A 22430-nucleotide genomic window follows, 5' to 3' on the forward strand; every position below is an offset into this window, starting at 1 on the left:
AGACTTCATGGAATAGATGAAAATAAATAGAATAAAATGACATGTGGTGGTCGATAAGAAAGAATTTCAGTGTTGACAAGGATGTTATTGAATATTTCCAAGAAATGTTTCATTTGCATTGTTATCAAATGATTCACAAGCACAAAACAATCTTATACTATACTTTAGATTTCAGGAGTTAATATACTATGGTTTTTAAAGCCAGTACATACTTATCGATATACATTTGTTTTTCTTTCAGCTTATACTGCTGAATATATCTTGGATGTTCCAGAATAGTCATTCTTTCAAAAAGCTTTGCTTCTTTATTCAGTTTAGAGATAAAATCTGCATTCTTTTTTCCGAGAACAAAGACCTCTGAGGTATCGAGATTCAAGCTGATGTGTTTCTTTAAAGAATCGATCATAAAATCTTTTACCGCTTCAAACAGCTTTTTATCATCATAATAATTCGCATTGACATCACCATTTCTGGTTTTTCTTACAATAGCCAGCGGAAACGGTGAATTGATATAACAGTCATTGTAAAACTCATCTGCATCACCATATTCTGCAATCATATCATACATAAAAACGGAAGAAATTTCGTGAGTATAGGCAGATTTCATGGGAATTCCACAAACGCTTTCTAAGCGTTTTGTATCGGTAAACGGAACGCCTGTAACTCCTGCTCCATGACGGCTGGGATTAATTCCAATGATGAATTTTCTTTGGTTGGAATCGTTATAATATTTTTGATAAAACTTCTGCATGACCTCCATTGTTTCCGGATTATTCATGTAGGGATTTAATATCTGAAAACCTTCAGGAAGATCCCCTGCATATTCCAGATTTTTGTTAAACTGAACAACCTGATCAGCAAAAGTTTTATTCATACCTAGTCTTTAAGAAAAACGAAATTTTCAGGTTCATTGTTATCGTCTTCTTCATCCTCTTCATATTCCTCCTCATCGTCATCAGACAATGCCAGTTCAATATCAATAAACTGAATATACAATCCGCAGATCTGATCTTGTGCATCGTAAGCAAAATATACCGGATAAGCACCATCACCAAAACCACTCGCAAAAATTGGTATGTGATAAGACGTATTTGGAATTGTCCAGTTGATCCAGTCTCCCAGCTCTCTTTGATTGTCAGGGTGATCTTTATAGCTCTGTGCAAAAAGACCCGCAAAATAATCATCGTAGATATTATCCGCATTGGTTTCTGTAAGGAATTTATCATAGGCAGGAAGTACAGCCACATCCGTAATACAGGCTAATCCTGCATCTACTGCAAATCCAAAGTAATCACCTTCTCCCACATCTTCAATGTCTTCGTTACCCAGGAGTGCTTCGCGATAAATAACGGGATTTTCATCGGTAAACTTTACTTTGGCAACGGCATACCTGTCTCCCCATTCTTCTGATTTTACCACAGCAATCTTTACTGGAAAATCTCCTTTCGGAGTTTCAATGAAATAAGGTTTTTCTCCTGCATTCAAATAGACCAGCGGATCTCTTACAATTACTTTTCCGGAAGGCAGAGAAACATTTCCGATTTCCATCACTTCCATTTTTTGATCAAGGATCTCCTCAGAGGTAAAATAGGATTCTAAATCTGTGGGGCATACCATAACATCTTTTACCTCTTCCCACTTTTGCATCCAACTTTCGTTCATTGTTTTTTATTTTATAATTTGATGAATTAAGAGTTAAAAATACTGATTATTTAATCTAAATCAAATTCATCTTCGTCTTTTAAGCCTTTAATGAAAGTTTCAAAATTTTTGGCCAGAAAGGTTTTCTTATAATCATCTTCCTGATCTACGTGTACAACTTCAGGTTCGCCTTCTTTTCCACATTTGGAATAGTCCAGCATCACCATGTCATGTCCTGCGGAAGGGCAATCGGCAATATATACTCCAGTGTCCGGATATCCCCATTCATCCATCATAAACCGACTTCCCAATTCGCCGCAAAGAGAATATGTTTTTTCACGCCCAATTCCCATAATCCCTGTGATAGCGATGTGATCATCTGCCCAGGAAGTACTTTCAGCAGTAGGAAAACAGGATTTGTTTACTAAGCCACCGTTTTGATACCTCATCAAATATAAGAAGCAGGAAGCTTATACCCAAGTTCACTTTCCACTGATGCAATCATTTCATCATTGGGGTAATCTTCAATATAATCTCTTACTGAATAGCTGCTTTCATTCCAGAAATTGGTGAAATCGAAGTCTTTAAAAAATTGTAATTCCATATTTTTTGTAAATAAATGAGATTCTGATATTAGTATTCCTGTAAAAGTACTTATCATTTTTAAGAAAAGCCTTTATTCAACTAAGATTTTATCAGGGACAACAAAAATCCCTTCCAGTAAAAACCAAAAGGGATAATCAATTTATATTTTATTCTGAATTAAATCAATCCAAACTGCTCAAAATGATGGGTGAAATGCTTACTGTGCATTAATTCCCACATTTCTTTATTTAATTTTCCGAAAACAAAATTCATATGCTCTGCCTGTGGATTTTCTTTATAATACACTGAGAATTTTTTCAAATTATCTATGAAAGACTGTTTGGCAGCTTCAAGATTTTTATGTCTTAATTCTAATAATTTTTCATCTTCCGCCAGGAAAGGAGCCGGGAAATCTTTAGGCATTTTTCTGTGATTGTAAAGGGAATCCTGCCATTTTTCAAGCTGTTCTTCCGGAGTGTAGCATTTGTCTGCTTCAGGTTCACCTAAACTTACCAAAACACCATGTTCCAAATGCTCAATCATTTGCTGAGGAGACATTTTGCCCCATTTTGCCTGAGTATGATCTGTTAAACCGTTCAGGATTTTCTCAACAGCTTTTACTTTCAAATCGATAAATGGTGATTTCTTCGCCACCAATGTTAAGATCGTAGCTACACAAACCACTTCTTCACGCTGATTAACCACCTCAACGAGCCATTTTACGACTCCTGAAGGTATATTTCTACCTTTTACACCACGGTTTACCTTTTCTTTTGCCGTTAAGTATACTGTAATCGTGTCTCCTGCATATACAGGTTTAAAGAAATTACAGTTTTCTAGTCCATAGTTGGCAATAACAGGACCTTTTTTACCGGAAACAAATAATCCAGCTGCCGCTGAAAGGATGAAATATCCGTGTGCTACGGTTTTATCAAAAATAGTTCCTGTTAAACTTGTTGCATCTGTGTGGGCATAGAAATGATCCCATGAAACATTGGAGAAGTTAACGATATCTGCATCGGTAACTGTTCTTCCTGCAGTCTCTAATGAATCTCCGACTTCAACGTCTTCAAAATATTTTTGGAAAGGATGTTTGTCTGCGAATTTTTTCTCTGCTCCCTGCTGATAAATTTTAGTGATCGCCGTCAGAACATCCGGTGATCCCTGAATCGCTGTTTTTTGAAGGAAGAAATGTAAGCCGTTCAATCCGCCCATTTCTTCTCCACCTCCTGCTCTACCAGGTCCTCCGTGCATTAAGGTAGGAAGCGGCGAACCGTGTCCTGTGCTTTCTTTTGCGTTATCTCTATTCAACACAAAGATCCTTCCGTGCTGGGAAGCCATTTTCCATGACGTTTCAGCGATAAAATGGTCATCATGAGAAATGATAGAACCTACTAAACTTCCTTTTCCTCTTTTTGCCAGAGCAGCTGCTTCTTCAGCATCTTTATAAGGCATCAGGGTAGAAACGGGTCCGAAAGCCTCAACATCGTGAGAGATATTTTTTTCAAAAGGTTTGTCATTCAGGAATAATTTCGGACTCATAAATGCTCCATTTTCATAATCAGCATCTACCAATTCGTGTTTTCCGTCGTATACAAGCTCTGTTTCGGTTTTTAAAATATTAACTTTTCTAAGAACTTCATCGTATTGCTGTTTTCCTACTAAAGATCCCATTCTGGTTTCTCTGCTTAGGGGATTTCCTATTTTGGTTTGATCCAATGCTTTGGATAAGGCATTCTGAACGTCACCTATCAAATGTTCAGGAACGATAATTCTTCTGATCGCTGTACATTTCTGACCGGCTTTGGTCGTCATTTCCGTACGAACTTCTTTGATGAAAAGATCAAATTCCGGGGTTCCCGGTTTAGCATCTAATCCAAGGATTGAGCAGTTCAAGGAGTCTGCTTCCATATTGAAACGCACAGAATTTCCAGACACTGAAGGTAAAGATTTCAATTTTCTCCCTGTTGTTGCAGAACCTGTGAACAATACAGAATCTCCATCCTGTACGTAATCCAGAATATTTCCGGGTTCACCGCAAACCAGTTGAAGGGCCCCTTCAGGAAGGACTCCACTTTCAATCATATCCTGAAAAACAGCATTGGTTAAATAGGAACCGTAAGGAGATGGTTTTACAATACTTGGAACTCCTGCCAATAATGAAGTTGACAGTTTCTCCAGCATTCCCCAAACCGGAAAGTTATAGGCATTGATCTGTACAGAAACTCCTTCACTAGGGGTTAAAATATGGGTTCCCAGAAATGTTCCGTTGGCAGAAATCTTCTGAGTTTCGCCATCTACCCAAAACGGAGTATTCGGAAGCATTCTTTTTGCCAATCCGGAATAGGTGAAAAAGGTACCGAAACCTCCTTCAATATCTACCCATGAGTCTGCATGCGTAGCTCCTGTTTTATATGATAGTTCGTAATATTTTTTCTTTCTTTCTAAAAGATACAGCGCTACTTTTTTCAACATTTCTCCACGATCGTAGAACGTCATAGAAGAAAGGTTCTTGTACCCTACTGTTCTTCCATAATCAAGAGCCTGTTCAAAATTAAGGCCTTCTGTATCTGAAACAGCAACCTGCTCTCCCGTTACAGCATTGTATAAAGGAATTCCGTTTCCGGTACCTTCTACCCATTCTCCGTAGATATAGTTTTTTAATTTTTCCATAAAATATTTAATTTAACAATGTGTCCATTTAACAGTTTGGCAGTGAGTTGCTCCTATAAACTTGGCATGCAAGCACATAATGATTAGATTTTCACATTGATATATTGTTACATTTATTTATTTTTATTTCGGTTCTTTGTAAGGAAACATTTTCACCAGTCCTTCATACAGACTTCTGTGAAGAATCGTTGCATGGTTATCACCTTCCATCATTTTATATTCTACCGTCCAGTTTTTCTTGTTTGAATTTTTAAGAATATCATAGATGGATTCTGCATCTTTTACCATCACAGGATGTTCCCCTTTTCCTACAGAAACATACACAAACTTTTTCATGTCGGGACTTTTAGAAAGCAGTTGTTTTGCCTGTTTGATCAGACTTTGATCATCCCACCACAAACTCGGACTTATGATAAAATAATTATTGAACATTTCAGGCTTTTTCAATAGAATTTCCGTTGCCAGAAGTCCACCTAAAGACTGTCCGAATATATAGGTATCTGTTGTTTTGTAATGACTTTCTACATAAGGTTTCAACTCTTTCTCAAGAAAACTGATAAACCGATCAGAATGTCCTGTAGTAGGATAATCCTTTTGTAAATCTTTTAAATCTGTATGGTAGGTAAAATCTCTCTTACGGTCTACATTAGCTATTCCCACAACAATTGTCTCCGGCATAGCATACATTTGATTAAAGAACTGAACGAGTCCTGAAACATGGATAAAATCTTCATTCATGCTTCCATCCAGAAGATAGATTACGGGATATGATTTAGCTTTATCAAAACCCAAAGGAAGATAGATATTTAAAGTTCTCTCTTCTTTTAAGATGGCAGATTTTAAGGTGACTGTCTCTCCAATGGTAAGTGGTTTTACAATTTCATTCTGGGCTAACACCATAGACTGAAATGCAAACAGAATACTGCAGAAAATTAGAAGTTTTTTTAACATATTAAATTTTGTAAGGTGGGGTTATTTCACATCATCCCAAATACTGTAATCAACAATTTTCGTAGGAATCTGTTCGACATATTCTGAAAACGGCTCGCACGGAAGAATGGCATCCTTCCCTTCTCTCGCCAATTCCTGATACAGTTTTGTACCTTGTGTTTTCCAATGAATCATATCATCAGAAACATCCCTGATAATTTTTGCCGGACTTCCGACAATTAATTTTCTTGGACCACATGTAAAATTGGCCGGAACAAAAGCCAATGCTCCGATGATGCATTCGTCACCGATCACCGCTTTATCCATAACCACAGCATTCATTCCTACCAGACAATTCTTCCCGATATGTCCAGAATGGATAATGGCACCATGTCCAATGTGTGCTGATTCTTCTAAAATAGTTTCAATATTGGGGAAAACGTGAAGTGTACAATTTTCCTGCACATTGGCTCCGTCTTTTATAATAATTTTACCCCAGTCGCCACGGATGACCGCATTGGGACCAATATATACTTCTTCACCTATTTCTACATTTCCAATGATTACGGCCTGCGGATGAATATAGGCCGATGGTTTTATGATAGGGCGAATCCCGTGATATGAGTAGATGTTCATGAAATTTTTATTAAAAATTTAATTTAACAATATATCTTAATGAATGTAACAGTGTATCAATCTAACAGTTTAACAATATTTAAACGATTGAATTTAAATTGGTACATTGATACACTGCTATATTGGTACATTATTGAAAAAAGCTATACTTTTTCAATTACCATTGCATAGCCTTGTCCGACACCGATACAAAGCGTACATAATGCATATTTTTTATTCTGCTTTTGAAGCTCTATCGCTGCAGAACCAATGATTCTTGCTCCAGAAACTCCAAGAGGATGCCCAATCGCAATAGCTCCTCCATTTGGATTGATTCTTGCATCATCGTCTTTTAGTCCTAAGCTTCTTGTTACCGCCAGTGATTGAGCTGCAAACGCTTCATTTAATTCGATAACATCCATATCTTCTAAAGACAGGTTTAATCTTTTTAAGAGTTTCTGCGTTGCTTCCACAGGTCCGATTCCCATAATTCTTGGTTCAACACCTGCTACCGCAGATCCTAAAATCTTAGCTTTTGGTTTCAATCCGTATTTTTTTACGGCTTCTTCACTTGCCAGGATCAATGCTGCTGCACCGTCGTTCATTCCTGAAGCATTTCCGGCTGTAACGGTTCCTTCTTTCCTGAAAGCTGGACGAAGTTTTCCTAACCCTTCCATAGAAGATGTAGGCTTGATAAACTCGTCTGTATCGAAAATTTTCGGTTCTCCTTTTTTCTGTGGGATTTCAACTTTTACAATTTCTTCCGCCAGTCTTCCGCTTTCCTGTGCTTTTGTAGCTTTCTGCTGAGACCAAAGCGCAAATTTATCCTGATCTTCTCTGCTGATCTGATGCATATCCGCAAGGTTTTCAGCTGTATCTCCCATTCCGTCAACACCGTATAATTCTTTCATTTTAGGGTTGATAAAACGCCATCCGAAAGTGGTGTCAAATAGTTGGCTGTCTCTTCCAAAAGCTGCGCTCGGTTTTGACATTACATAAGGTGAACGCGTCATATGCTCTACTCCACCTGCAATGTAAATTTCACCTTCACCAGAAGCAATTGACCGGAAAGCATTCGCAACTGCCGACATTCCGGAAGCACATAACCTGTTGACGGTTTCACCTCCTATTTTGTAAGGAAGTCCGGCCAGTAAAAGTCCCATTCTTGCTACATTACGGTTATCTTCTCCTGCCTGATTGGCACATCCGAAAATAACGTCCTCAATTTCCTCAACAGGAACTTCAGGGTTTCTGGCAACAATTTCTTTAAGGACAACTGCTGCCAAATCATCGGCACGTACTTCTGAAAGACCACCTGACAATTTTGAAATTGGCGTTCTTATATAATCTATGATATATACGTTGTTCATAATATTTGAAATGTAACAATTTAGCAATGTAACAGTCTAACAATACTAAATCGATTGGTTTTTATTTAAACTTGTACTTAATATTTTATAAATAATTTTTCCTAATTCTATAATCTGATGTTCTAGTTTTTCATCAAATGGATAGCTATCGGAATGTTTACACAGATATAGCCAATACTTGGTCTCTTCCAATTCTTTGGCTGAAATTTTTATCTTATTGATAAAATCATTTTTACTGTGAGGGTTTTGGGCTTCAAATGCATTCGCTCCAATGCTTGTCCCTGAACGTAATAGTTGTTTAGCAATAACAAATTTTCTTTTTTCCTCTAATAATTCACAAAATTCAATAATATCTAATGAAAATTGAACAGTTTTCTGAATCAACGGATTATTGTCAAAATTTATCATCCTTTTAAAATTAAATTGTTACACTGGTAAACTATTACATTGTTATATTGAACTTACAGTTCTGTTACTTTTTTTCCGATTTTATAGACTGTTCCGACAAATTTTGCAATCAGTTCTTCATGTTGATTGGTAATATTGATGTCGTAAACAGCGGTTTTTCTTGTATTGTTTACCAGTTTACTTTCAGCTCTGAAAATATCGCCTTCTTTTCCGGCTTTGGTAAAACTGATGATACAGTTTAATGCTACTGCCGCATCTCCGGAATTGTTGGATGAAAATGCCAATGCCGAATCCGCAAAAGCAAATGTAACACCTCCGTGAACGGTTTTAAGGCCATTCAACATTTCCTGTCTGATGGGCATTTCTAGTAAACAATAATTTTCTTGTACTTCAATCATTTTGATATTCATCCACTGGGAAAAATAATCCTGATCGAACATATATTCTGCAACTTGTCTTGGATTCATTTTACTCTATACTTGTTATTTCTTCATATAATTCTTCAACCAACTGATCATAAATACTCATAGTTTTGCCAAGAATTACTTGCTCATAGGAAAGATTTTCTGAATTGGATGAATTTTCAATTGGATAAGGAGCGCTTAAGTCGATTCCATTTTCATAAGCTAACCGTTTTACCAAGTCTTTATATTTTTCATTAAATTTCCCTAATAATCCAAGTATCTCCTGATCATCACAGATCGAAGCAAGTTCTTGAATTACATAGTTTTTTTCAATTAAAAGCCTTGTTTCCAGCTCAATTTTAAATTCATCTATACCCATTAATTTTAATCTAAAATTTAACATTGTAACTCTTTACCAATTGAGATTCTTCACTTTCCTCAGAATGACAGTAAGATTGCTACATTGTTAGATTAGTATATTGTTACATTTTACGAAGTAAAGGGCTTTGCCTGTATCTTTCTTCCTGATATTCTTCGTAAAGGTTTTGCAGGGCTTCGGAGATTTTTGCATATCCGATTTCTTGGCCCCAGCTTAATAATCCTTTTGGATAGTTTACTCCTTTCTGCATTGCCAGTTCAAGGTCTTCATCATTGGCCACTCCCAGCCTTTTTGCTTCAACCGCTTCATTGATCAACATGGAAATAATTCTTAAGAAAATCTGCTGGTATAAAGCTTCATCCTTTTGAGGAATCGGCTTTTCAGCCCCTTCTGCATAATCGTAGAAGCCTTTTCCGGTTTTTCGCCCGTGAAGTTTTGCTTCAGACATACGCTGCTGCAGTAAAGATGGTTTGTATTTTGGATCATAGAAATAATCCTTATAAACGGTAGTGGTTACAGAGAAGTTCACATCAACACCAATGAGATCCATTAATTCAAAAGGACCCATTTTGAAGTTACCCAGTGTTTTCATAGCATCATCCACCTGTTCCGGAGTTGCTATATTTTCTTCAACAATTCTTAATGCTTCTCCGTAGTAAGGGCGGGCAATTCTGTTAACAATAAACCCAGGAATATCCTTGGCAATCACGGGAAGTTTACCCCAATCTTTCATGAGGGTATACATTTTTTCTGCTAAAGATTTTTCTGTCAGTAAAGATGGAATCACCTCAACTAAAGGCATCAAAGGTGCCGGATTGAAAAAATGAATTCCGATGAAACGCTCCGGTTTCTTTAATTCTGCCCCTAAGGAAGTAATGGAAATGGATGAAGTATTGGAAGCGATGATGCAATTATCGGAAACATACTGTTCCAATTCTGTAAAAACTTTTGTTTTAATTTGTTTATTTTCAATAATCGCTTCAATCACAAGATCAGAATCTTTTAAATCCTGTAACTTCCCACCTTTGGCGATATTATTTCTGATTTCGGCGGCTTTTTCCTGAGAAATTTTAGCTTTTTCAACTAATTTCTGAAGGGTTTTCTCCAGACCTGAAAGTGCTTTATCTATTTGCGGGGTCTGTGCATCGTATATAACGACTTTACATCCCGCTGTTGCAGCCACCTGAGCAATTCCTACGCCCATAGTTCCTGCACCAATAATTCCGATATTGTTCATTTTCTGTATTATGTAAAAAGTACAATGTAAAAAGTATCATAATGGCAACATACCTTGTACATTATACTTTTTACATTGTACAAGATCTTTTATTTTCCTTTATAATCAGGTTTTCTTTTTTGTAAAAAGGCACTTACTCCTTCTTTGAAATCTTCTGTCTGAGCAGCTTCCTGCTGTAGATCACCTTCTAATTCAAGCTGTTCTTTCAACGTATTGTTGTATGAATGGGCAAAAGCTTTTTTAGTTAACTTTATAGCAACAGTCGGCATATTTGACATTCTTTCAAGAATTTCCATAGATTTTGGAGCAAATTCTTCTTCATTGAAAACTTCTGCAACTAAACCATAAGATTTTGCTTCTTCAGCGGATAATTTTTTACCTGTGAAAGCTAAATAATTTGCCAATTGTCTGCCCAATAATTTTGGCAAGAAGTATGTTCCTCCTGTATCAGGAATCAATCCTATATTAGAAAATGCCTGAGCAAAATAGGACTTATCAACCGCTAAAACGAAGTCACAAATTAATGCCAGCATAGCACCAGCTCCTACTGCTGGACCATTTACCAAGGCAACAACCGGTTTTTTGCAGTGTGTGATCTCCGTCACCAAAGGATTATAATAATCTACTACAATTTTTCTGATGATGTCGTTATCATGATGTTCATTTCCCTGTACAAAAGCATCATCCAGATTCTGTCCGGAGCAGAACGCTCTTCCTCTTCCAGAAATAGCCACACATCTTACAGTATCATCTTCATTGCATTCTTTAATAAAATCTTTCAAATCTCCTAAAGAAGGCTTTGTAAGCGCATTCATTGTGTCAGGCTGGTTGAGGTAAGCAATTTTAAGTTTTCCGTCAAAATGCGTTTCGATATCAAGTTGTGTATACATGGTTTTAAATTTAAAAATTAAATGATTAAAGAATTAAAAAATTACACTGCTCTAATTTAACAATATTAAACAATCTAACAATGTATCAGTTTAGCAGTGTAACAATTATTTTTGCATTGGTAAACTGGTACATTGTTTTATTGTTACATTTATTAGTGGCACTTAAAATAGTCAAAAGGCTCCAAACAGTCTAAACACTGATAGGAAGCTTTGCATAAGGTAGACCCGAATCTGCTGATCTGTTTCGAATGCATCGATCCACAACGCGGACATTTTTTAGGTTTCCCGATGTGATGTTCGTCGGCTCCTTTTTCGGGAGGTGTAATTCCGTACACACGGAGTTTTTCTCTTGCTTCATCTGTCAGCCAGTCTGTCGTCCAAATCGGAAACATTTTGGTGACCACTTTTGCATCCCAGCCGTTTTCCTTCATCATTTTAATGATATCTTCCTCAATGGTAAACATAGCAGGACAGGCAGAATAAGTGGGCGTAATTATTACTTCACAAGCATTCTCGCTGGTAACTTTTGCCTCTCTTACAATACCTAACTCCACGATATTGATTACCGGAATTTCCGGATCGGGGATTGTACTTAATAAATCTAAAAGCTGATTCATATTTTATTTATTATCAAACTCAAGAATTGTTTTCATTGAATTCTGATAATCTAAATTATCTGTTATTCCGTTATGAGATTGATCTTTCAACAGGATCAAACGATCTCCTTTTTTAAAATTTGCTTTCAGTTTTAAAGATGCTTTATAATTAATGACCTCATCTTTATTTCCATGAAAAATGATGACCGGAGACCTAACGGTTTTTAAATAGTCATAAGTTTCAATATTATATTTTAGCAAAAACTTCGGAAGAAATGAAAACTTTTGATTCATTTCATCTTCAATACTATAATATGGAGCTTGTAAAATCAATAATTTAGCATTTTCCTGAGAGGCTAATTTTGAAGCCAATCCAGTTCCAAGGGAATATCCTAAAATAATAATCTTATTTTCAGAATATCTTTTCTTCACCTCTTCATATGCTAGTTTCACATCTGAAAATAATTGTTCTTTACTTTCAATACCTCCTTCGCTTTTTCCATACCCTCTATAATCAATTATAAAAACATCATAATTCATATGATTATAGAGTTTCGCGACCTCGCCCCATCCTTTTATTGAACCTGCATTTCCATGAAGGTAAAAAATAACACCGCGCGGATTTTCAACTTTAAATAATACTGAGTTTATTTTCTTTTTATCTTTTGTATAGATTGATATTTCCTCAAAATTACCTCCGAAATCATAGGAATAATTTTCTGATAATTTTTCCGGATAGAAAATAATTTGTTCCTGATAAAAATATACTGCAACACAAATGAAAGCATATGCTATCAATAAAAAAGCGATTATACCCAGGATCATCTTTTTCATTTACGCTACCATGTACATCCCGGATACGCTCTCTGCATATACTGTAATTCACAAAGCATAAATCCGAAATATTCTGTATGATACCCTGTTCTTGATTTAGGTTGCATGAAATGATCTTTTGGATATTCTAATCCAAAATCTGCGAAATCTTTTTCTGTAATGGAGATAAACTGGTTGTATAATTCATCCACATTCGGAGTGATATTTAAAGCAATTAAATCATCTTCTCCGTCCACTTTTGCGAATAAACCTTTTGTATATTCCCAAACATTTTCGATTGCTTTTACTAAACGGGTTTTACTTTCTTCTGTTCCCTGAGCGAAAATTTTCATCCAAGAAGAAGCATGAGTATAATGATACCTAACTTCTTTCAAAGATTTCTGTGCTAGAGCAGAAAGTTCTTCATCAGCAGAATTTGATAATGCTTCATACATCAATTTCTGATAGACAGAGAAAATATATACTTTAAGAATGGTCTGTGCATAATCTTCATTCGGAAGTTCGGCTAAATGCGCATTCAGATATTCGTGTTCATATCTTAGAAATGCCAAATCATCCTCACTTTTACCGTTATCGGCAACTCTTGAGGCGTAAACATAAAAGTTATTTGCCTGTCCAAGTTCGTCCAATGCGATATTTGTCAATGCAATATCTTCCTCCAGATAAGGACCTTCACCACACCACGCAGACAATCTTTGTCCCATAATGAAACTGTCGTCCGCTAGTTTTAATAAATAATTATATAATGAATTCATTGTTTTTTATTTTTGTAAAATGTAAAATGTCGGATGTACAATGTACTTTTTACAGCTGACATTTTACAGAGAATTACATATTTTTCACATCATTCGGAATGTCATAAAAAGTCGGGTGACGGTACAATTTGTCATCAGCCGGATCAAAGAATGCTTCTTTGTCTACTCCTTCTGAAGTCACAATATATTTACTTGGAACCACCCAAACAGAGGTCCCTTCTTTTCTTCTTGTGTATACGTCTCTTGCATTCTGCAAAGCCATTTCTGCTGTTGGTGCCTGTACAATTCCAACGTGTTTGTGAGATAATCCCGGTTTAGTCTGAATAAACACTTCCCACATATCTAATTGACTCATTTTTATTTGTTTTATAAATTTAAATGATTTAAAAATATTTATTTAAATCATATTTTATTTTTCACTTCTGTTTTTAATAACCCGAAGTATATTATCTTGTATATCTTTCATTATCCATTTCCCCCAAAGTCCAGCATAAAAATTAAATGTTGTATTGAGTGAAAAATTTGAATATAAAATTAAATCATATTCATTTTCTGATATTTTCTTTAGTACATAAGTTCCATTAAGCATATCAAAATATTCACCTCCTATTAAAATATGCTCATCTAAAGTTGTAGATGGAATATCATAAGTATTTGCTTTTATTTCAAAGCTCATTTTATTAAAATCCGAATAATCCGTCACAGTTTCATTGAAAATCAATCCTCTTTCGAAAATTGCTTTTCTAAATCCACCTATTTCATTCTTATCTAGCACTGCTTCTACAGGCATAGGAAACCCTAAAAACTTTGTAAGTTTCGGATGCTCTTCATTAGACTCTATCTTTTTTACTGAAATAACATTTTCCCAGATTTTCTCTTTTGTTGAATGAATTCTAATACTTGTAAAGGTTTTAAAAATCTGCTTTTGAGTATGTATTGATTTCTCAATTGGTGCAATTAAAAAAGGTAATAATATCACCAATGAAATATTTAATCTATCTCTTTTTTTAGATTTTATATAACCTCCAAACAATCCCCCTAATGATGAAAACAATAAAAACAAAGGCGTTATCATTATCCAGCAAGCCCATCCTTCAATTTGGAATACAATTGTCACTCCTACAAAAGCACAAACTCCTAACCAAGGAAAAAATATTCTATAAGTATAAGATGGTGTATCTTTTTCTTTTGACAAGTAAATCATTAAAGCCCCTAATACAAAAGGAACAGTGATAAAAAAGTTCAGAGACATTACACTGGAAAAATTTTCAAAAATATTTGCTCCGAATAACACCCTAATGAATGTTACTACAATTACAGGTATCACAATAATTTTAAAATAATCCCAGATCATAATTTCTTCAGTTACTTAATAGATTCTTTTTGCTGTTTTTCTGCAAAAGCTGCTGCCGCTTCTTTCACCCAAAGGTTTTCTTGTTGCGCCTTTACTTTTGTCTGTAACCTTTTCTTATTACAAGGTCCGTTTCCTTTCAGGATTGTCATGAATTCATCCCACGGAAGTTCTCCGAAATCGTAATGCTGTCTTTCCTCATTCCATTTCAGATCTTTGTCCGGAATGGTTAATCCTAAGAATTCAGCCTGAGAAACGGTAACGTCAATAAATCGCTGACGAAGACTGTCGTTACTCTCACGCTTTACTCTGTAATTCATAGAGATTTTAGAGTTAGGTGAACTGTCGTCATTCGGACCAAACATCATTAGAGCCGGCCACCAGAAACGGTTTAGAGAAGCCTGAGCCATTTCTTTCTGTTGTTTTGTACCACGGCAAAGCGCCATCAGGATTTCATATCCTTGTCTTTGGTGGAAAGATTCTTCTTTACAGATTTTCACCATGGCTCTGGAGTAAGGACCGTAAGAATTCCCCATCAGCATTACCTGATTCATAATGGCAGCGCCGTCTACCAGCCAGCCGATTGCTCCGATATCTGCCCAGCTTAATGTTGGATAATTGAAAATACTTGAGTATTTTGCCTTTCCTTCCAGCATATCTTCGTAAGTCGCGTCTCTATCTGCTCTGATAGTTCCGTTTCCTAAGGTTTCAGTGGCAGAATACAGGTATAAACCATGTCCTGCTTCATCCTGAACCTTTGCGAGCAATGCCATTTTTCTTCTTAATGAAGGGGCTCTGGAAATCCAGTTGGCTTCCGGCAGCATTCCGACAATCTCAGAGTGTGCATGCTGCGAAATCTGACGAACCAATAATTTTCTGTAATCATCAGGCATTACATCTTTTGGTTCTACTTTATTTTCTTCGTGAACGTATTGAACAAATTTTTCTAAGTCCATATCTTTTGTTTTTTTGTATTAAAGTAAAATGTCGGTTGTATAATGTAATTCGATATACTTTTTACATTATACATTTTACACTTTACAAAAAATTAAACATCATAATTAAGCATCACCACATTGGTTGTCGGGTGACATTGGCAAGTAAGAACAAATCCTCTTGCTACCTCGTCTTCGGTAAGCGCAAAGTTTTTTTCCATGAAAACTTCTCCTTCTAATACTTCGGCCTTACACGTACAGCACACTCCTCCTTTACAAGCAAAAGGTACAGGAAGATTGTCTTTCAATGCTTTATCTAAGATACTCTCTTTTTTAGAATTAAGGTGGAATGAATATTCATCGTCATCAATGATTACCGTCACCATACTTTCAATATTGGCAATCGCTTTGAATTCATCACTCATTTCTGCAGAATTCTCTTCGTCAGGAGCGGTGAAATATTCAAATAAAACCTGAATAGCAGGTACTTTTTTATCTTTCTTTAAATAATCGGCGATGCCTTTGATCATTTCAGCAGGTCCACAGATGAAATAGGTGGCTTCCTTTACGTCGATATCTGTATATCTTTCAAATAAATGATCTAGTTTTTCAGGGGAAATTCTTCCTTCAAAAATAGGGTCTTCATGTTTTTCACGGCTTACCAGATAAACCACTTTCAGTCTTCCATTGAAATGCTCTACCAGCTTTTCAATTTCAGCTTTTTTCATAATTTGGCTCATGCTTCTGTTGCTGTAGAACAGATATGCATTGCTGTTGGGTTCCTGGTAAAGGCTTTCTTTAATATTGGATAAAATCGGACTGATTCCACTTCCTGCTGCCAAACCGATATAGGTTTTCGTGTTGGAGGGGTGATAAGATGTATTGAAACCTCCCATAGGCGGCATTACTTCCAAGACTTCATCCATATGAAGATGTTCATTGAAATATCCTGAAACCTTTCCGCCTTCCAATAATTTCACCAATACTTCAAGCGTGTTGCTTTTTTCGCTTGGCGCATTACAGATAGAGTAAGAACGTCTCTCTTCATTTCCGTCGATCATCATTCGGAAGTTAAGATATTGTCCCTGTTTGAATCTGAATTTATCTTTCAGTTCTTCAGGAATTTCTACCGCTACATTCACTGCATCGTTGGTATCTTTCTGAACTTTTACCGTTTTTAGTTTATAAAATGAATTCATTTTTTCTTTAGTATTCTATTAATTTTTCCACCTTCGCACTTAGGCAAACTGTCCTGGGCATGAATTTTCACTTTCGTTGTGATTCCTACCCGTTTTTTTATTTCGTTTTCTATACTTTTTCCAAAGTTCCCGACAAAAATAGTATAATCATCGGTATTTATTACCTGCTGGGCTTCTTTTACAAAATCATCATCAATTTCTATGTCAATATCCAGTGCTACACACATTTGTTCTTTTTCAACCGGAGTCAGATAATAATTCGGTACAACACCTTTCACATGAGAAAAAGCTTCTTCTATCTGGCTTGGATATACATTTACGCCTCTTACGATCAGCATATCATCAGCTCTACCAAGAATAGGTCTCATTTTAACCATGTTTCTCTTGCCATTATCATCATAATAAAGACTGGTAATATCATTGGTCCAATACCGTAAAAGCGGCATAGCTTTCTTTGTTAATGTAGTGATCACCAAAACTCCTTCTTCCCCGAAAGGAACCGGTTGTTTAGTAACCGGATCTAAAATTTCAGGATAAAAATGGTCTTCCCAGATGTAAGAACCTCCTTTTTCCTCAAAATCTTCCATAGAAACCCCGGGACCGATAATTTCACTTAACCCGTAAATATTGGTCGCGTGAACGCCTAATCTTTCTTCAATATGATGTCTTATCAATTCCGTCCAGGGCTCTGAACCCAATACGGCATATTTTAAACTTATTTCATCCGCAGAAATTCCTCTGTTAGCAAATTCATCTGCAATTGTTAAAGCATAGGAAGGAGAACAGCAGATCACTTCAGGTTTGAAATCCATAATGAGATCCACCTGTCTGGTCGTCATTCCCCCTGAAATCGGCAGAACGCTCATTCCTAATTTTTCAGCTCCGTAATGAAGTCCAAGTCCTCCCGTGAAAATTCCATATCCGTAGGCATTGTGCAGCTGCATTCCGGCTCTTGCACCGGCTGCATATAAAGATCTTGCTACCACTTCACTGAAAAGATCAACATCTTCTTTGGTATACCCCACTACTGTAGGTCTTCCCGTGGTTCCGCTTGAACAGTGAATTCTCTGAAGTTCATTTTTCGGAACTGTAAATAAGCCAAACGGGTAATTATCTCTCAAATCCTGTTTATAGGTAATCGGCAGTTTTGAAATATCTTCAATTGACCTTATCTCCTTAGGTGATATTCCTGCTTCATTAAATTTTCCTTTATAAAAATCCGATCTCTCCCCAAGATACTCTACCAAAGCTGACAATCTCTCGGATTGAAGCTGTCTCAATTGGTCGAGCTTTAAGTATTCAACTGAAAAATCCATATTCAACTAACTAACATTTGTTAGGTGTAAATTTATAAAGATTTTACCACCTGACAAAATTTTTATGATTTTCATCATATTTTGAATTATTCTAAAGAACTGTGATAGATAAAGAATTGCAATAATCAACCTAATTTAATCGTTAAAACATTTACAATCAGTTAATTATAAATGTTCATTATTTGAAATATGTGAATTTTCACACTTCTAAAATTATAAAAGTATTTACCGTTTTTGATTTCCTAATAACCCGAAGAGTATTTTATCCCGGATTTCTTCGGTGATTTCATTGGTGGAATCGATATTTCTTTTGAACCAGAAATAAGAATTATTTAAGGTATGAAGGATAAACCTGGTGGTAAAAGTGGGTGACTTCAGTTCCCAGTTTTGAGCCTGGAAAATTTCAGAAATTAATTCTTCCACCTCAAGCTGATATTGTTTTCTCAGTTCTATAAACTCAGGAAGCCTTTCTTCCAAATGCCTCCATTCATTGGAATAGATATGAGTAACATCGCGGTTTTTAAGAACAACCGACAGATGTTTATCAATAAAGAGGTCCAGCTTTTCTTTTGGATTTACAGGAGTATTTTTTACAGATTGAAGTTCTACAAAGAATTCCTGTGCAATTCCAAAGCAAATCCATTCCAGAATTTCCTCTTTGGAACGTATGTGCGCATAGAGAGAGGCTGCTTTAATGTTCAGTTTGGTTGCCAGATCTCTTACAGAACTGCCCATATACCCTTTCTCTTTGAAAAGTTCTACAGCAACGTCTAATATTTTTCTTTGTTTTTCTTTTAACTCCATCGGTGAAATGCAAAAGTAATTATTCTGATTTTAATATATTGATTTTGAATGAATGATTTTTTAACGCTGCAGGAGCAGAGGTTATTTATAGTTATTACGGTTATTTTCCTTTGTAACAATATGATATTCAACTAGATATATTTTATCAAGAGGAAGCTTATTCTTTTTTACCACCCCGTCAAAAATTCCCAGAATTTTTGACACCCCTCCAAGGGAGGGGAATTTTTACTGCGCTGTTTTCAAAATTAGCTCTATTAATCTTTTTATAATTTTTATGATATGACGATTTTTCCATCATTTTATTATAAATAATTATGAATCGGAAATTTTGTCTTTGTGTTTTTTGCTAAAAAATGCATAATTCGGAAATTTTGTCTCAAATATTTATAAATTCAACAAAAGAACAGTTTTTGCGATACACTAATCGAATTAAATGATAAATAATTGATAACATTAAGAAATTGAGCCTTAAAATTTAATTTCTTGATGTTTTTTAGAAAAATTAATCGGAACTTAACCTTACCAAAAATATAAAAATATGAACTTAAACCAATATACCGTAAAATCACAGGAAGCCATCCAGGCAGCACAGCAAGTTGCAATGGAATTTGGCAATCAAAGTATAGAACCTCAACATCTTCTGGAAGGGATCTTTCAAGTGGATGAAAATATATCGCCTTTTTTATTAAAAAAATCTGAAGCAGATGCTAATTTAGTGAGAGAGCGAAATCGTGAAAATTTAGAAAAGCTTCCTAAAGTACAGGGAGGAAACATTTATCTTTCACAATCCGCCAATAAAGTTTTATTGGATGCTCCCAATATTGCTAAAAAAATGGGCGATGAATTTGTAACGATTGAGCATTTATGGTTATCTCTTTTAGAAACCAGCTCAGAAGTTTCCAAAATGCTGAAAGATATGGGTGTAACTAAAAGTCTTTTGGAAGGCGGAATTAAAGAATTAAGAAAAGGAAGCAAAGCTACTTCTGCAAGTTCGGAAGAAACGTACCAGTCCTTAAATAAATATGCTAAAAACTTCAATGAGTTAGCAGCAGAAGGAAAACTGGATCCTGTAATCGGACGTGATGAAGAAATCAGAAGGGTGCTGCAGATTCTTTCAAGAAGAACAAAAAACAATCCGATCTTAATCGGTGAACCTGGGGTGGGTAAAACTGCCATCGCAGAAGGAATTGCCCACAGAATTATCAGTGGGGATATTCCGGAAAACCTAATGGATAAAACTTTATATTCATTAGATATGGGTGCACTGATTGCCGGAGCAAAATATAAGGGTGAATTTGAAGAGCGATTAAAATCTGTTGTTAATGAAGTAATTAAATCAGATGGGCAGATCATCCTTTTCATCGACGAAATCCACACATTAGTGGGTGCCGGAGGTGGTGAAGGCGCCATGGATGCTGCCAATATTCTGAAACCGGCTTTGGCAAGAGGAGAATTAAGAGCAATCGGAGCCACCACACTGAATGAATATCAGAAATATTTCGAAAAAGATAAGGCATTAGAAAGACGTTTCCAGAAAGTCATGGTGGAAGAACCGGATACTGAGGCTGCGATTTCTATTCTTAGAGGTATTAAAGACAAATATGAGGCCCACCACAAAGTAAGAATCAAAGATGAAGCGATAATTGCAGCTGTTGAAATGTCTCAACGATATATTTCAGACCGATTTTTACCAGATAAAGCGATCGACCTTATTGATGAAGCGTCTGCTAAATTAAGAATGGAGATCAATTCAAAACCGGAAGAACTGGATGTTTTAGACAGAAAGCTGATGCAGATGGAAATTGAACTGGCTGCCATTTCAAGAGAGGGCAACCAGACCAAGATCGATCATTTGAAAGAAGATATTTCCAAAATATCAGAGGAAAGAAATGAGATCAATGCTAAATGGCTGAAAGAAAAACAAAAATCTGAGGACTTAACATCAATCAAAAAAGATATTGAATCTCTGAAACTGGAAGCTGAAAGAGCTTCAAGAGCCGGAGATTATGCAAAAGTTGCTGAAATTCAGTACGGAAAAATAAAAGAAAAAGAAGATGCTTTGCAGAAACTTGAACTGGAAATGCAAAACCATCAGAATGAATTGATTAAAGAGGAAGTAACCGCAGACAACATTTCAGAAGTTATCGGAAAATGGACAGGAATTCCTGTTACGAAGCTTTTGCAGTCTGAAAGAGAAAAGTTATTACATCTGGAAACGGAACTTCATCATAGGGTTGTTGGACAGGAGGAAGCTATTCAAGCGGTTGCAGATGCGATCAGAAGAAACAGAGCGGGATTGAGTGATGAGAAAAAACCAATCGGTTCATTTCTTTTCCTGGGAACAACAGGTGTCGGAAAAACTGAGCTGGCAAAAGCACTGGCTGAATTCTTATTCGATGATGAAAACAATATGACGAGAATTGATATGAGTGAATATCAGGAACGTCACAGTGTTTCAAGACTGGTAGGTGCTCCTCCGGGATATGTAGGATATGATGAGGGAGGACAATTAACTGAAGCAGTACGAAGAAGACCTTATTCTGTAGTCCTGCTGGATGAGATTGAAAAAGCACATCCTGATGTTTTCAATACGCTGTTACAGGTTTTAGATGACGGCCGTCTTACGGATAATAAGGGACGTGTGGTGAATTTTAAAAATTCGATCATCATTATGACTTCGAATCTCGGATCACACCTGATTCAGGAGAATTTTGAAAACATTACGGAAGAAAACCAGGATGAAATTGTTGATAAAACGAAAGATGAGGTTTTTGATCTGCTGAAACAGACTTTACGCCCGGAATTCCTGAACAGAATTGATGAGATCGTTCTTTTCCAGCCTTTAAGAAAAAAAGAAATCGGAAAAATCGTTCAGTATCAATTGAGAGGATTCAATGATATGCTCGCCAAAAGAAATATCATTATGACTGCTACACAGGATGCTGTAGATTATTTAATGAACAAAGGATATGATCCTGCTTTCGGAGCGAGACCACTGAAAAGGGTTATTCAACAGGAAGTACTGAACAAATTGTCCAGAGAGATTCTTGCAGGAACGGTAAATGAGGGAGACCGAATCACATTGGATTATTTTGAAGAAACAGGATTGGTATTCCGTCCTGCAGAACAATAAATAGTTTTTTTTCATATATTATTTTTGTAGTAAGTGGCGCAGATCAGGTCTGCGCCACTTATTTTTTTAAACTCAAACGGTTAAAATTCTTATTCATACATTTACAATAACCAAACATCATTAATCAAAACAAGTAATATTATGAAAAAATTAAAAAGAAACGAATTGAAGGAAATCACCGGAGCTGGTCCGGCACCTATTTATTGTGCTCTTGATGGCTCATGCCCTTCGGGACTTTGCTGCAGTAATGGTACCCTTTGTAAAGATCCTAAAAAGTATCCTTGCATCTAAAAAAAATTCTATGATAAGAGCGGCGAAATTAATTTTTTGCCGCTTTTTTTATGTTTTCCCGAAAGCATCATTAAATATAATAAA

The 22430-nt window shown here is 36.0% G+C and carries 24 protein-coding genes; 2 read left to right on the forward strand and 22 right to left on the reverse strand.

Features of this window, described 5'->3' with window-relative positions; genetic code table 11:
* Positions 1–178: 178 nt before the first annotated feature.
* The 22 genes from IW15_RS14620 to IW15_RS14720 form a co-directional block, all read right to left on the reverse strand.
* Positions 179–874, reverse strand: a complete 696-nt coding sequence (locus IW15_RS14620; RefSeq protein WP_034712702.1) for an SMUG2 DNA glycosylase family protein — start codon at positions 872–874, stop codon at positions 179–181.
* Positions 875–876: 2 nt separating this feature from the next.
* Complete coding sequence (locus IW15_RS14625) at positions 877–1662, reverse strand: DUF4241 domain-containing protein (RefSeq protein WP_051882061.1); 786 nt, start codon at positions 1660–1662, stop codon at positions 877–879.
* 50 nt (positions 1663–1712) lie between these two features.
* A complete protein-coding gene (locus tag IW15_RS14630; protein ID WP_228384373.1) occupies positions 1713–2090 on the reverse strand; it encodes an SMI1/KNR4 family protein in 378 nt (125 codons plus the stop codon).
* On the reverse strand, positions 2090–2245 hold the full coding sequence (locus IW15_RS23040) for a hypothetical protein (RefSeq protein ID WP_228384374.1): 156 nt from the start codon (positions 2243–2245) through the stop codon (positions 2090–2092). The genes IW15_RS14630 and IW15_RS23040 overlap by 1 nt, the downstream gene beginning before the upstream one ends.
* Before the next feature lie 158 nt (positions 2246–2403).
* Positions 2404–4899: a phenylacetic acid degradation bifunctional protein PaaZ gene (gene paaZ / locus IW15_RS14635; protein ID WP_034712706.1), complete on the reverse strand. Its 2496-nt coding sequence runs from the start codon at positions 4897–4899 to the stop codon at positions 2404–2406.
* Positions 4900–5022: 123 nt separating this feature from the next.
* Positions 5023–5850, reverse strand: coding sequence for an alpha/beta hydrolase (locus tag IW15_RS14640; RefSeq protein WP_034712709.1), 828 nt, complete (start codon positions 5848–5850; stop codon positions 5023–5025).
* A 21-nt stretch (positions 5851–5871) separates the two neighbouring features.
* Positions 5872–6465 carry an acyltransferase gene (locus IW15_RS14645; RefSeq protein WP_034712711.1) on the reverse strand — a complete coding sequence of 198 codons (594 nt, stop codon included), beginning with the start codon at positions 6463–6465 and terminating at the stop codon, positions 5872–5874.
* Between the two features lie 143 nt (positions 6466–6608).
* Positions 6609–7814: a 3-oxoadipyl-CoA thiolase gene (gene pcaF / locus IW15_RS14650; RefSeq protein WP_034712713.1), complete on the reverse strand. Its 1206-nt coding sequence runs from the start codon at positions 7812–7814 to the stop codon at positions 6609–6611.
* A gap of 45 nt (positions 7815–7859) precedes the next feature.
* Positions 7860–8222, reverse strand: coding sequence for a four helix bundle protein (locus IW15_RS14655; RefSeq protein ID WP_034712715.1), 363 nt, complete (start codon positions 8220–8222; stop codon positions 7860–7862).
* 53 nt (positions 8223–8275) lie between these two features.
* Positions 8276–8689, reverse strand: coding sequence for a PaaI family thioesterase (locus IW15_RS14660; RefSeq protein ID WP_034712716.1), 414 nt, complete (start codon positions 8687–8689; stop codon positions 8276–8278).
* Position 8690: 1 nt separating this feature from the next.
* A complete protein-coding gene (locus tag IW15_RS14665; RefSeq protein ID WP_034712718.1) occupies positions 8691–9005 on the reverse strand; it encodes a hypothetical protein in 315 nt (104 codons plus the stop codon).
* 103 nt (positions 9006–9108) lie between these two features.
* Entirely contained in the window at positions 9109–10242 is a 1134-nt protein-coding gene (locus IW15_RS14670) for a 3-hydroxyacyl-CoA dehydrogenase NAD-binding domain-containing protein (protein ID WP_034712721.1), read from the reverse strand.
* An 89-nt stretch (positions 10243–10331) separates the two neighbouring features.
* Positions 10332–11132, reverse strand: a complete 801-nt coding sequence (locus IW15_RS14675) for an enoyl-CoA hydratase/isomerase family protein (RefSeq protein ID WP_034712723.1) — start codon at positions 11130–11132, stop codon at positions 10332–10334.
* A gap of 152 nt (positions 11133–11284) precedes the next feature.
* Positions 11285–11749 carry a 1,2-phenylacetyl-CoA epoxidase subunit PaaD gene (gene paaD / locus IW15_RS14680; RefSeq protein ID WP_034712725.1) on the reverse strand — a complete coding sequence of 155 codons (465 nt, stop codon included), beginning with the start codon at positions 11747–11749 and terminating at the stop codon, positions 11285–11287.
* A 3-nt stretch (positions 11750–11752) separates the two neighbouring features.
* Positions 11753–12562: an alpha/beta hydrolase gene (locus IW15_RS14685; RefSeq protein WP_034712728.1), complete on the reverse strand. Its 810-nt coding sequence runs from the start codon at positions 12560–12562 to the stop codon at positions 11753–11755.
* A gap of 5 nt (positions 12563–12567) precedes the next feature.
* On the reverse strand, positions 12568–13317 hold the full coding sequence (gene paaC / locus IW15_RS14690; protein ID WP_034712731.1) for a 1,2-phenylacetyl-CoA epoxidase subunit PaaC: 750 nt from the start codon (positions 13315–13317) through the stop codon (positions 12568–12570).
* 73 nt (positions 13318–13390) lie between these two features.
* Complete coding sequence (paaB, locus tag IW15_RS14695) at positions 13391–13672, reverse strand: 1,2-phenylacetyl-CoA epoxidase subunit PaaB (protein ID WP_034712733.1); 282 nt, start codon at positions 13670–13672, stop codon at positions 13391–13393.
* Positions 13673–13726: 54 nt separating this feature from the next.
* Positions 13727–14671, reverse strand: a complete 945-nt coding sequence (locus IW15_RS14700) for a hypothetical protein (protein ID WP_034712736.1) — start codon at positions 14669–14671, stop codon at positions 13727–13729.
* A gap of 11 nt (positions 14672–14682) precedes the next feature.
* The gene (paaA, locus tag IW15_RS14705; protein ID WP_034712739.1) at positions 14683–15624 is read right to left on the reverse strand and encodes a 1,2-phenylacetyl-CoA epoxidase subunit PaaA; all 942 of its coding nucleotides are present in this window, start codon (positions 15622–15624) and stop codon (positions 14683–14685) included.
* Positions 15625–15716: 92 nt separating this feature from the next.
* Positions 15717–16802: a 2Fe-2S iron-sulfur cluster-binding protein gene (locus IW15_RS14710; RefSeq protein ID WP_034712741.1), complete on the reverse strand. Its 1086-nt coding sequence runs from the start codon at positions 16800–16802 to the stop codon at positions 15717–15719.
* Positions 16799–18118, reverse strand: coding sequence for a phenylacetate--CoA ligase family protein (locus tag IW15_RS14715; protein WP_034712743.1), 1320 nt, complete (start codon positions 18116–18118; stop codon positions 16799–16801). Before IW15_RS14715 ends, IW15_RS14710 begins: the two co-directional genes overlap by 4 nt.
* 225 nt (positions 18119–18343) lie before the next feature.
* Positions 18344–18922 (reverse strand): TetR/AcrR family transcriptional regulator, encoded by a 579-nt coding sequence (locus tag IW15_RS14720; protein WP_034712746.1) that lies wholly within the window; start codon positions 18920–18922, stop codon positions 18344–18346.
* 538 nt (positions 18923–19460) lie between these two features.
* Here IW15_RS14720 and clpB point away from each other — a divergent pair.
* Both clpB and IW15_RS22845 read left to right on the forward strand, forming a co-directional pair.
* The gene (gene clpB / locus IW15_RS14725) at positions 19461–22055 is read left to right on the forward strand and encodes an ATP-dependent chaperone ClpB (RefSeq protein WP_034712750.1); all 2595 of its coding nucleotides are present in this window, start codon (positions 19461–19463) and stop codon (positions 22053–22055) included.
* Positions 22056–22196: 141 nt separating this feature from the next.
* Positions 22197–22346, forward strand: a complete 150-nt coding sequence (locus tag IW15_RS22845) for a hypothetical protein (RefSeq protein ID WP_165585204.1) — start codon at positions 22197–22199, stop codon at positions 22344–22346.
* Positions 22347–22430: the final 84 nt, after the last annotated feature.

Origin of the sequence: Chryseobacterium soli (genome assembly GCF_000737705.1) — a bacterium.
Taxonomy (GTDB): domain Bacteria; phylum Bacteroidota; class Bacteroidia; order Flavobacteriales; family Weeksellaceae; genus Chryseobacterium; species Chryseobacterium soli.

What these genes read in the sequence shown, in the direction of transcription:
- pcaF (WP_034712713.1), bottom strand. Translation starts at nt 7,814, where the DNA reads ATGAACAACGTATATATCATAGATTATATAAGAACGCCAATTTCAAAA.
- IW15_RS23040 (WP_228384374.1), bottom strand. Translation starts at nt 2,245, where the DNA reads ATGGAATTACAATTTTTTAAAGACTTCGATTTCACCAATTTCTGGAAT.
- IW15_RS14655 (WP_034712715.1), bottom strand. Translation starts at nt 8,222, where the DNA reads ATGATAAATTTTGACAATAATCCGTTGATTCAGAAAACTGTTCAATTT.
- IW15_RS14630 (WP_228384373.1), bottom strand. Translation starts at nt 2,090, where the DNA reads ATGAGGTATCAAAACGGTGGCTTAGTAAACAAATCCTGTTTTCCTACT.
- IW15_RS14670 (WP_034712721.1), bottom strand. Translation starts at nt 10,242, where the DNA reads ATGAACAATATCGGAATTATTGGTGCAGGAACTATGGGCGTAGGAATT.
- IW15_RS14645 (WP_034712711.1), bottom strand. Translation starts at nt 6,465, where the DNA reads ATGAACATCTACTCATATCACGGGATTCGCCCTATCATAAAACCATCG.
- IW15_RS14620 (WP_034712702.1), bottom strand. Translation starts at nt 874, where the DNA reads ATGAATAAAACTTTTGCTGATCAGGTTGTTCAGTTTAACAAAAATCTG.
- clpB (WP_034712750.1), top strand. Translation starts at nt 19,461, where the DNA reads ATGAACTTAAACCAATATACCGTAAAATCACAGGAAGCCATCCAGGCA.
- IW15_RS14665 (WP_034712718.1), bottom strand. Translation starts at nt 9,005, where the DNA reads ATGGGTATAGATGAATTTAAAATTGAGCTGGAAACAAGGCTTTTAATT.
- IW15_RS14720 (WP_034712746.1), bottom strand. Translation starts at nt 18,922, where the DNA reads ATGGAGTTAAAAGAAAAACAAAGAAAAATATTAGACGTTGCTGTAGAA.
- IW15_RS22845 (WP_165585204.1), top strand. Translation starts at nt 22,197, where the DNA reads ATGAAAAAATTAAAAAGAAACGAATTGAAGGAAATCACCGGAGCTGGT.
- IW15_RS14700 (WP_034712736.1), bottom strand. Translation starts at nt 14,671, where the DNA reads ATGATCTGGGATTATTTTAAAATTATTGTGATACCTGTAATTGTAGTA.
- IW15_RS14660 (WP_034712716.1), bottom strand. Translation starts at nt 8,689, where the DNA reads ATGAATCCAAGACAAGTTGCAGAATATATGTTCGATCAGGATTATTTT.
- paaZ (WP_034712706.1), bottom strand. Translation starts at nt 4,899, where the DNA reads ATGGAAAAATTAAAAAACTATATCTACGGAGAATGGGTAGAAGGTACC.
- IW15_RS14715 (WP_034712743.1), bottom strand. Translation starts at nt 18,118, where the DNA reads ATGGATTTTTCAGTTGAATACTTAAAGCTCGACCAATTGAGACAGCTT.
- IW15_RS14685 (WP_034712728.1), bottom strand. Translation starts at nt 12,562, where the DNA reads ATGAAAAAGATGATCCTGGGTATAATCGCTTTTTTATTGATAGCATAT.
- paaC (WP_034712731.1), bottom strand. Translation starts at nt 13,317, where the DNA reads ATGAATTCATTATATAATTATTTATTAAAACTAGCGGACGACAGTTTC.
- IW15_RS14710 (WP_034712741.1), bottom strand. Translation starts at nt 16,802, where the DNA reads ATGAATTCATTTTATAAACTAAAAACGGTAAAAGTTCAGAAAGATACC.
- IW15_RS14625 (WP_051882061.1), bottom strand. Translation starts at nt 1,662, where the DNA reads ATGAACGAAAGTTGGATGCAAAAGTGGGAAGAGGTAAAAGATGTTATG.
- paaB (WP_034712733.1), bottom strand. Translation starts at nt 13,672, where the DNA reads ATGAGTCAATTAGATATGTGGGAAGTGTTTATTCAGACTAAACCGGGA.
- IW15_RS14640 (WP_034712709.1), bottom strand. Translation starts at nt 5,850, where the DNA reads ATGTTAAAAAAACTTCTAATTTTCTGCAGTATTCTGTTTGCATTTCAG.
- paaD (WP_034712725.1), bottom strand. Translation starts at nt 11,749, where the DNA reads ATGAATCAGCTTTTAGATTTATTAAGTACAATCCCCGATCCGGAAATT.
- IW15_RS14675 (WP_034712723.1), bottom strand. Translation starts at nt 11,132, where the DNA reads ATGTATACACAACTTGATATCGAAACGCATTTTGACGGAAAACTTAAA.
- paaA (WP_034712739.1), bottom strand. Translation starts at nt 15,624, where the DNA reads ATGGACTTAGAAAAATTTGTTCAATACGTTCACGAAGAAAATAAAGTA.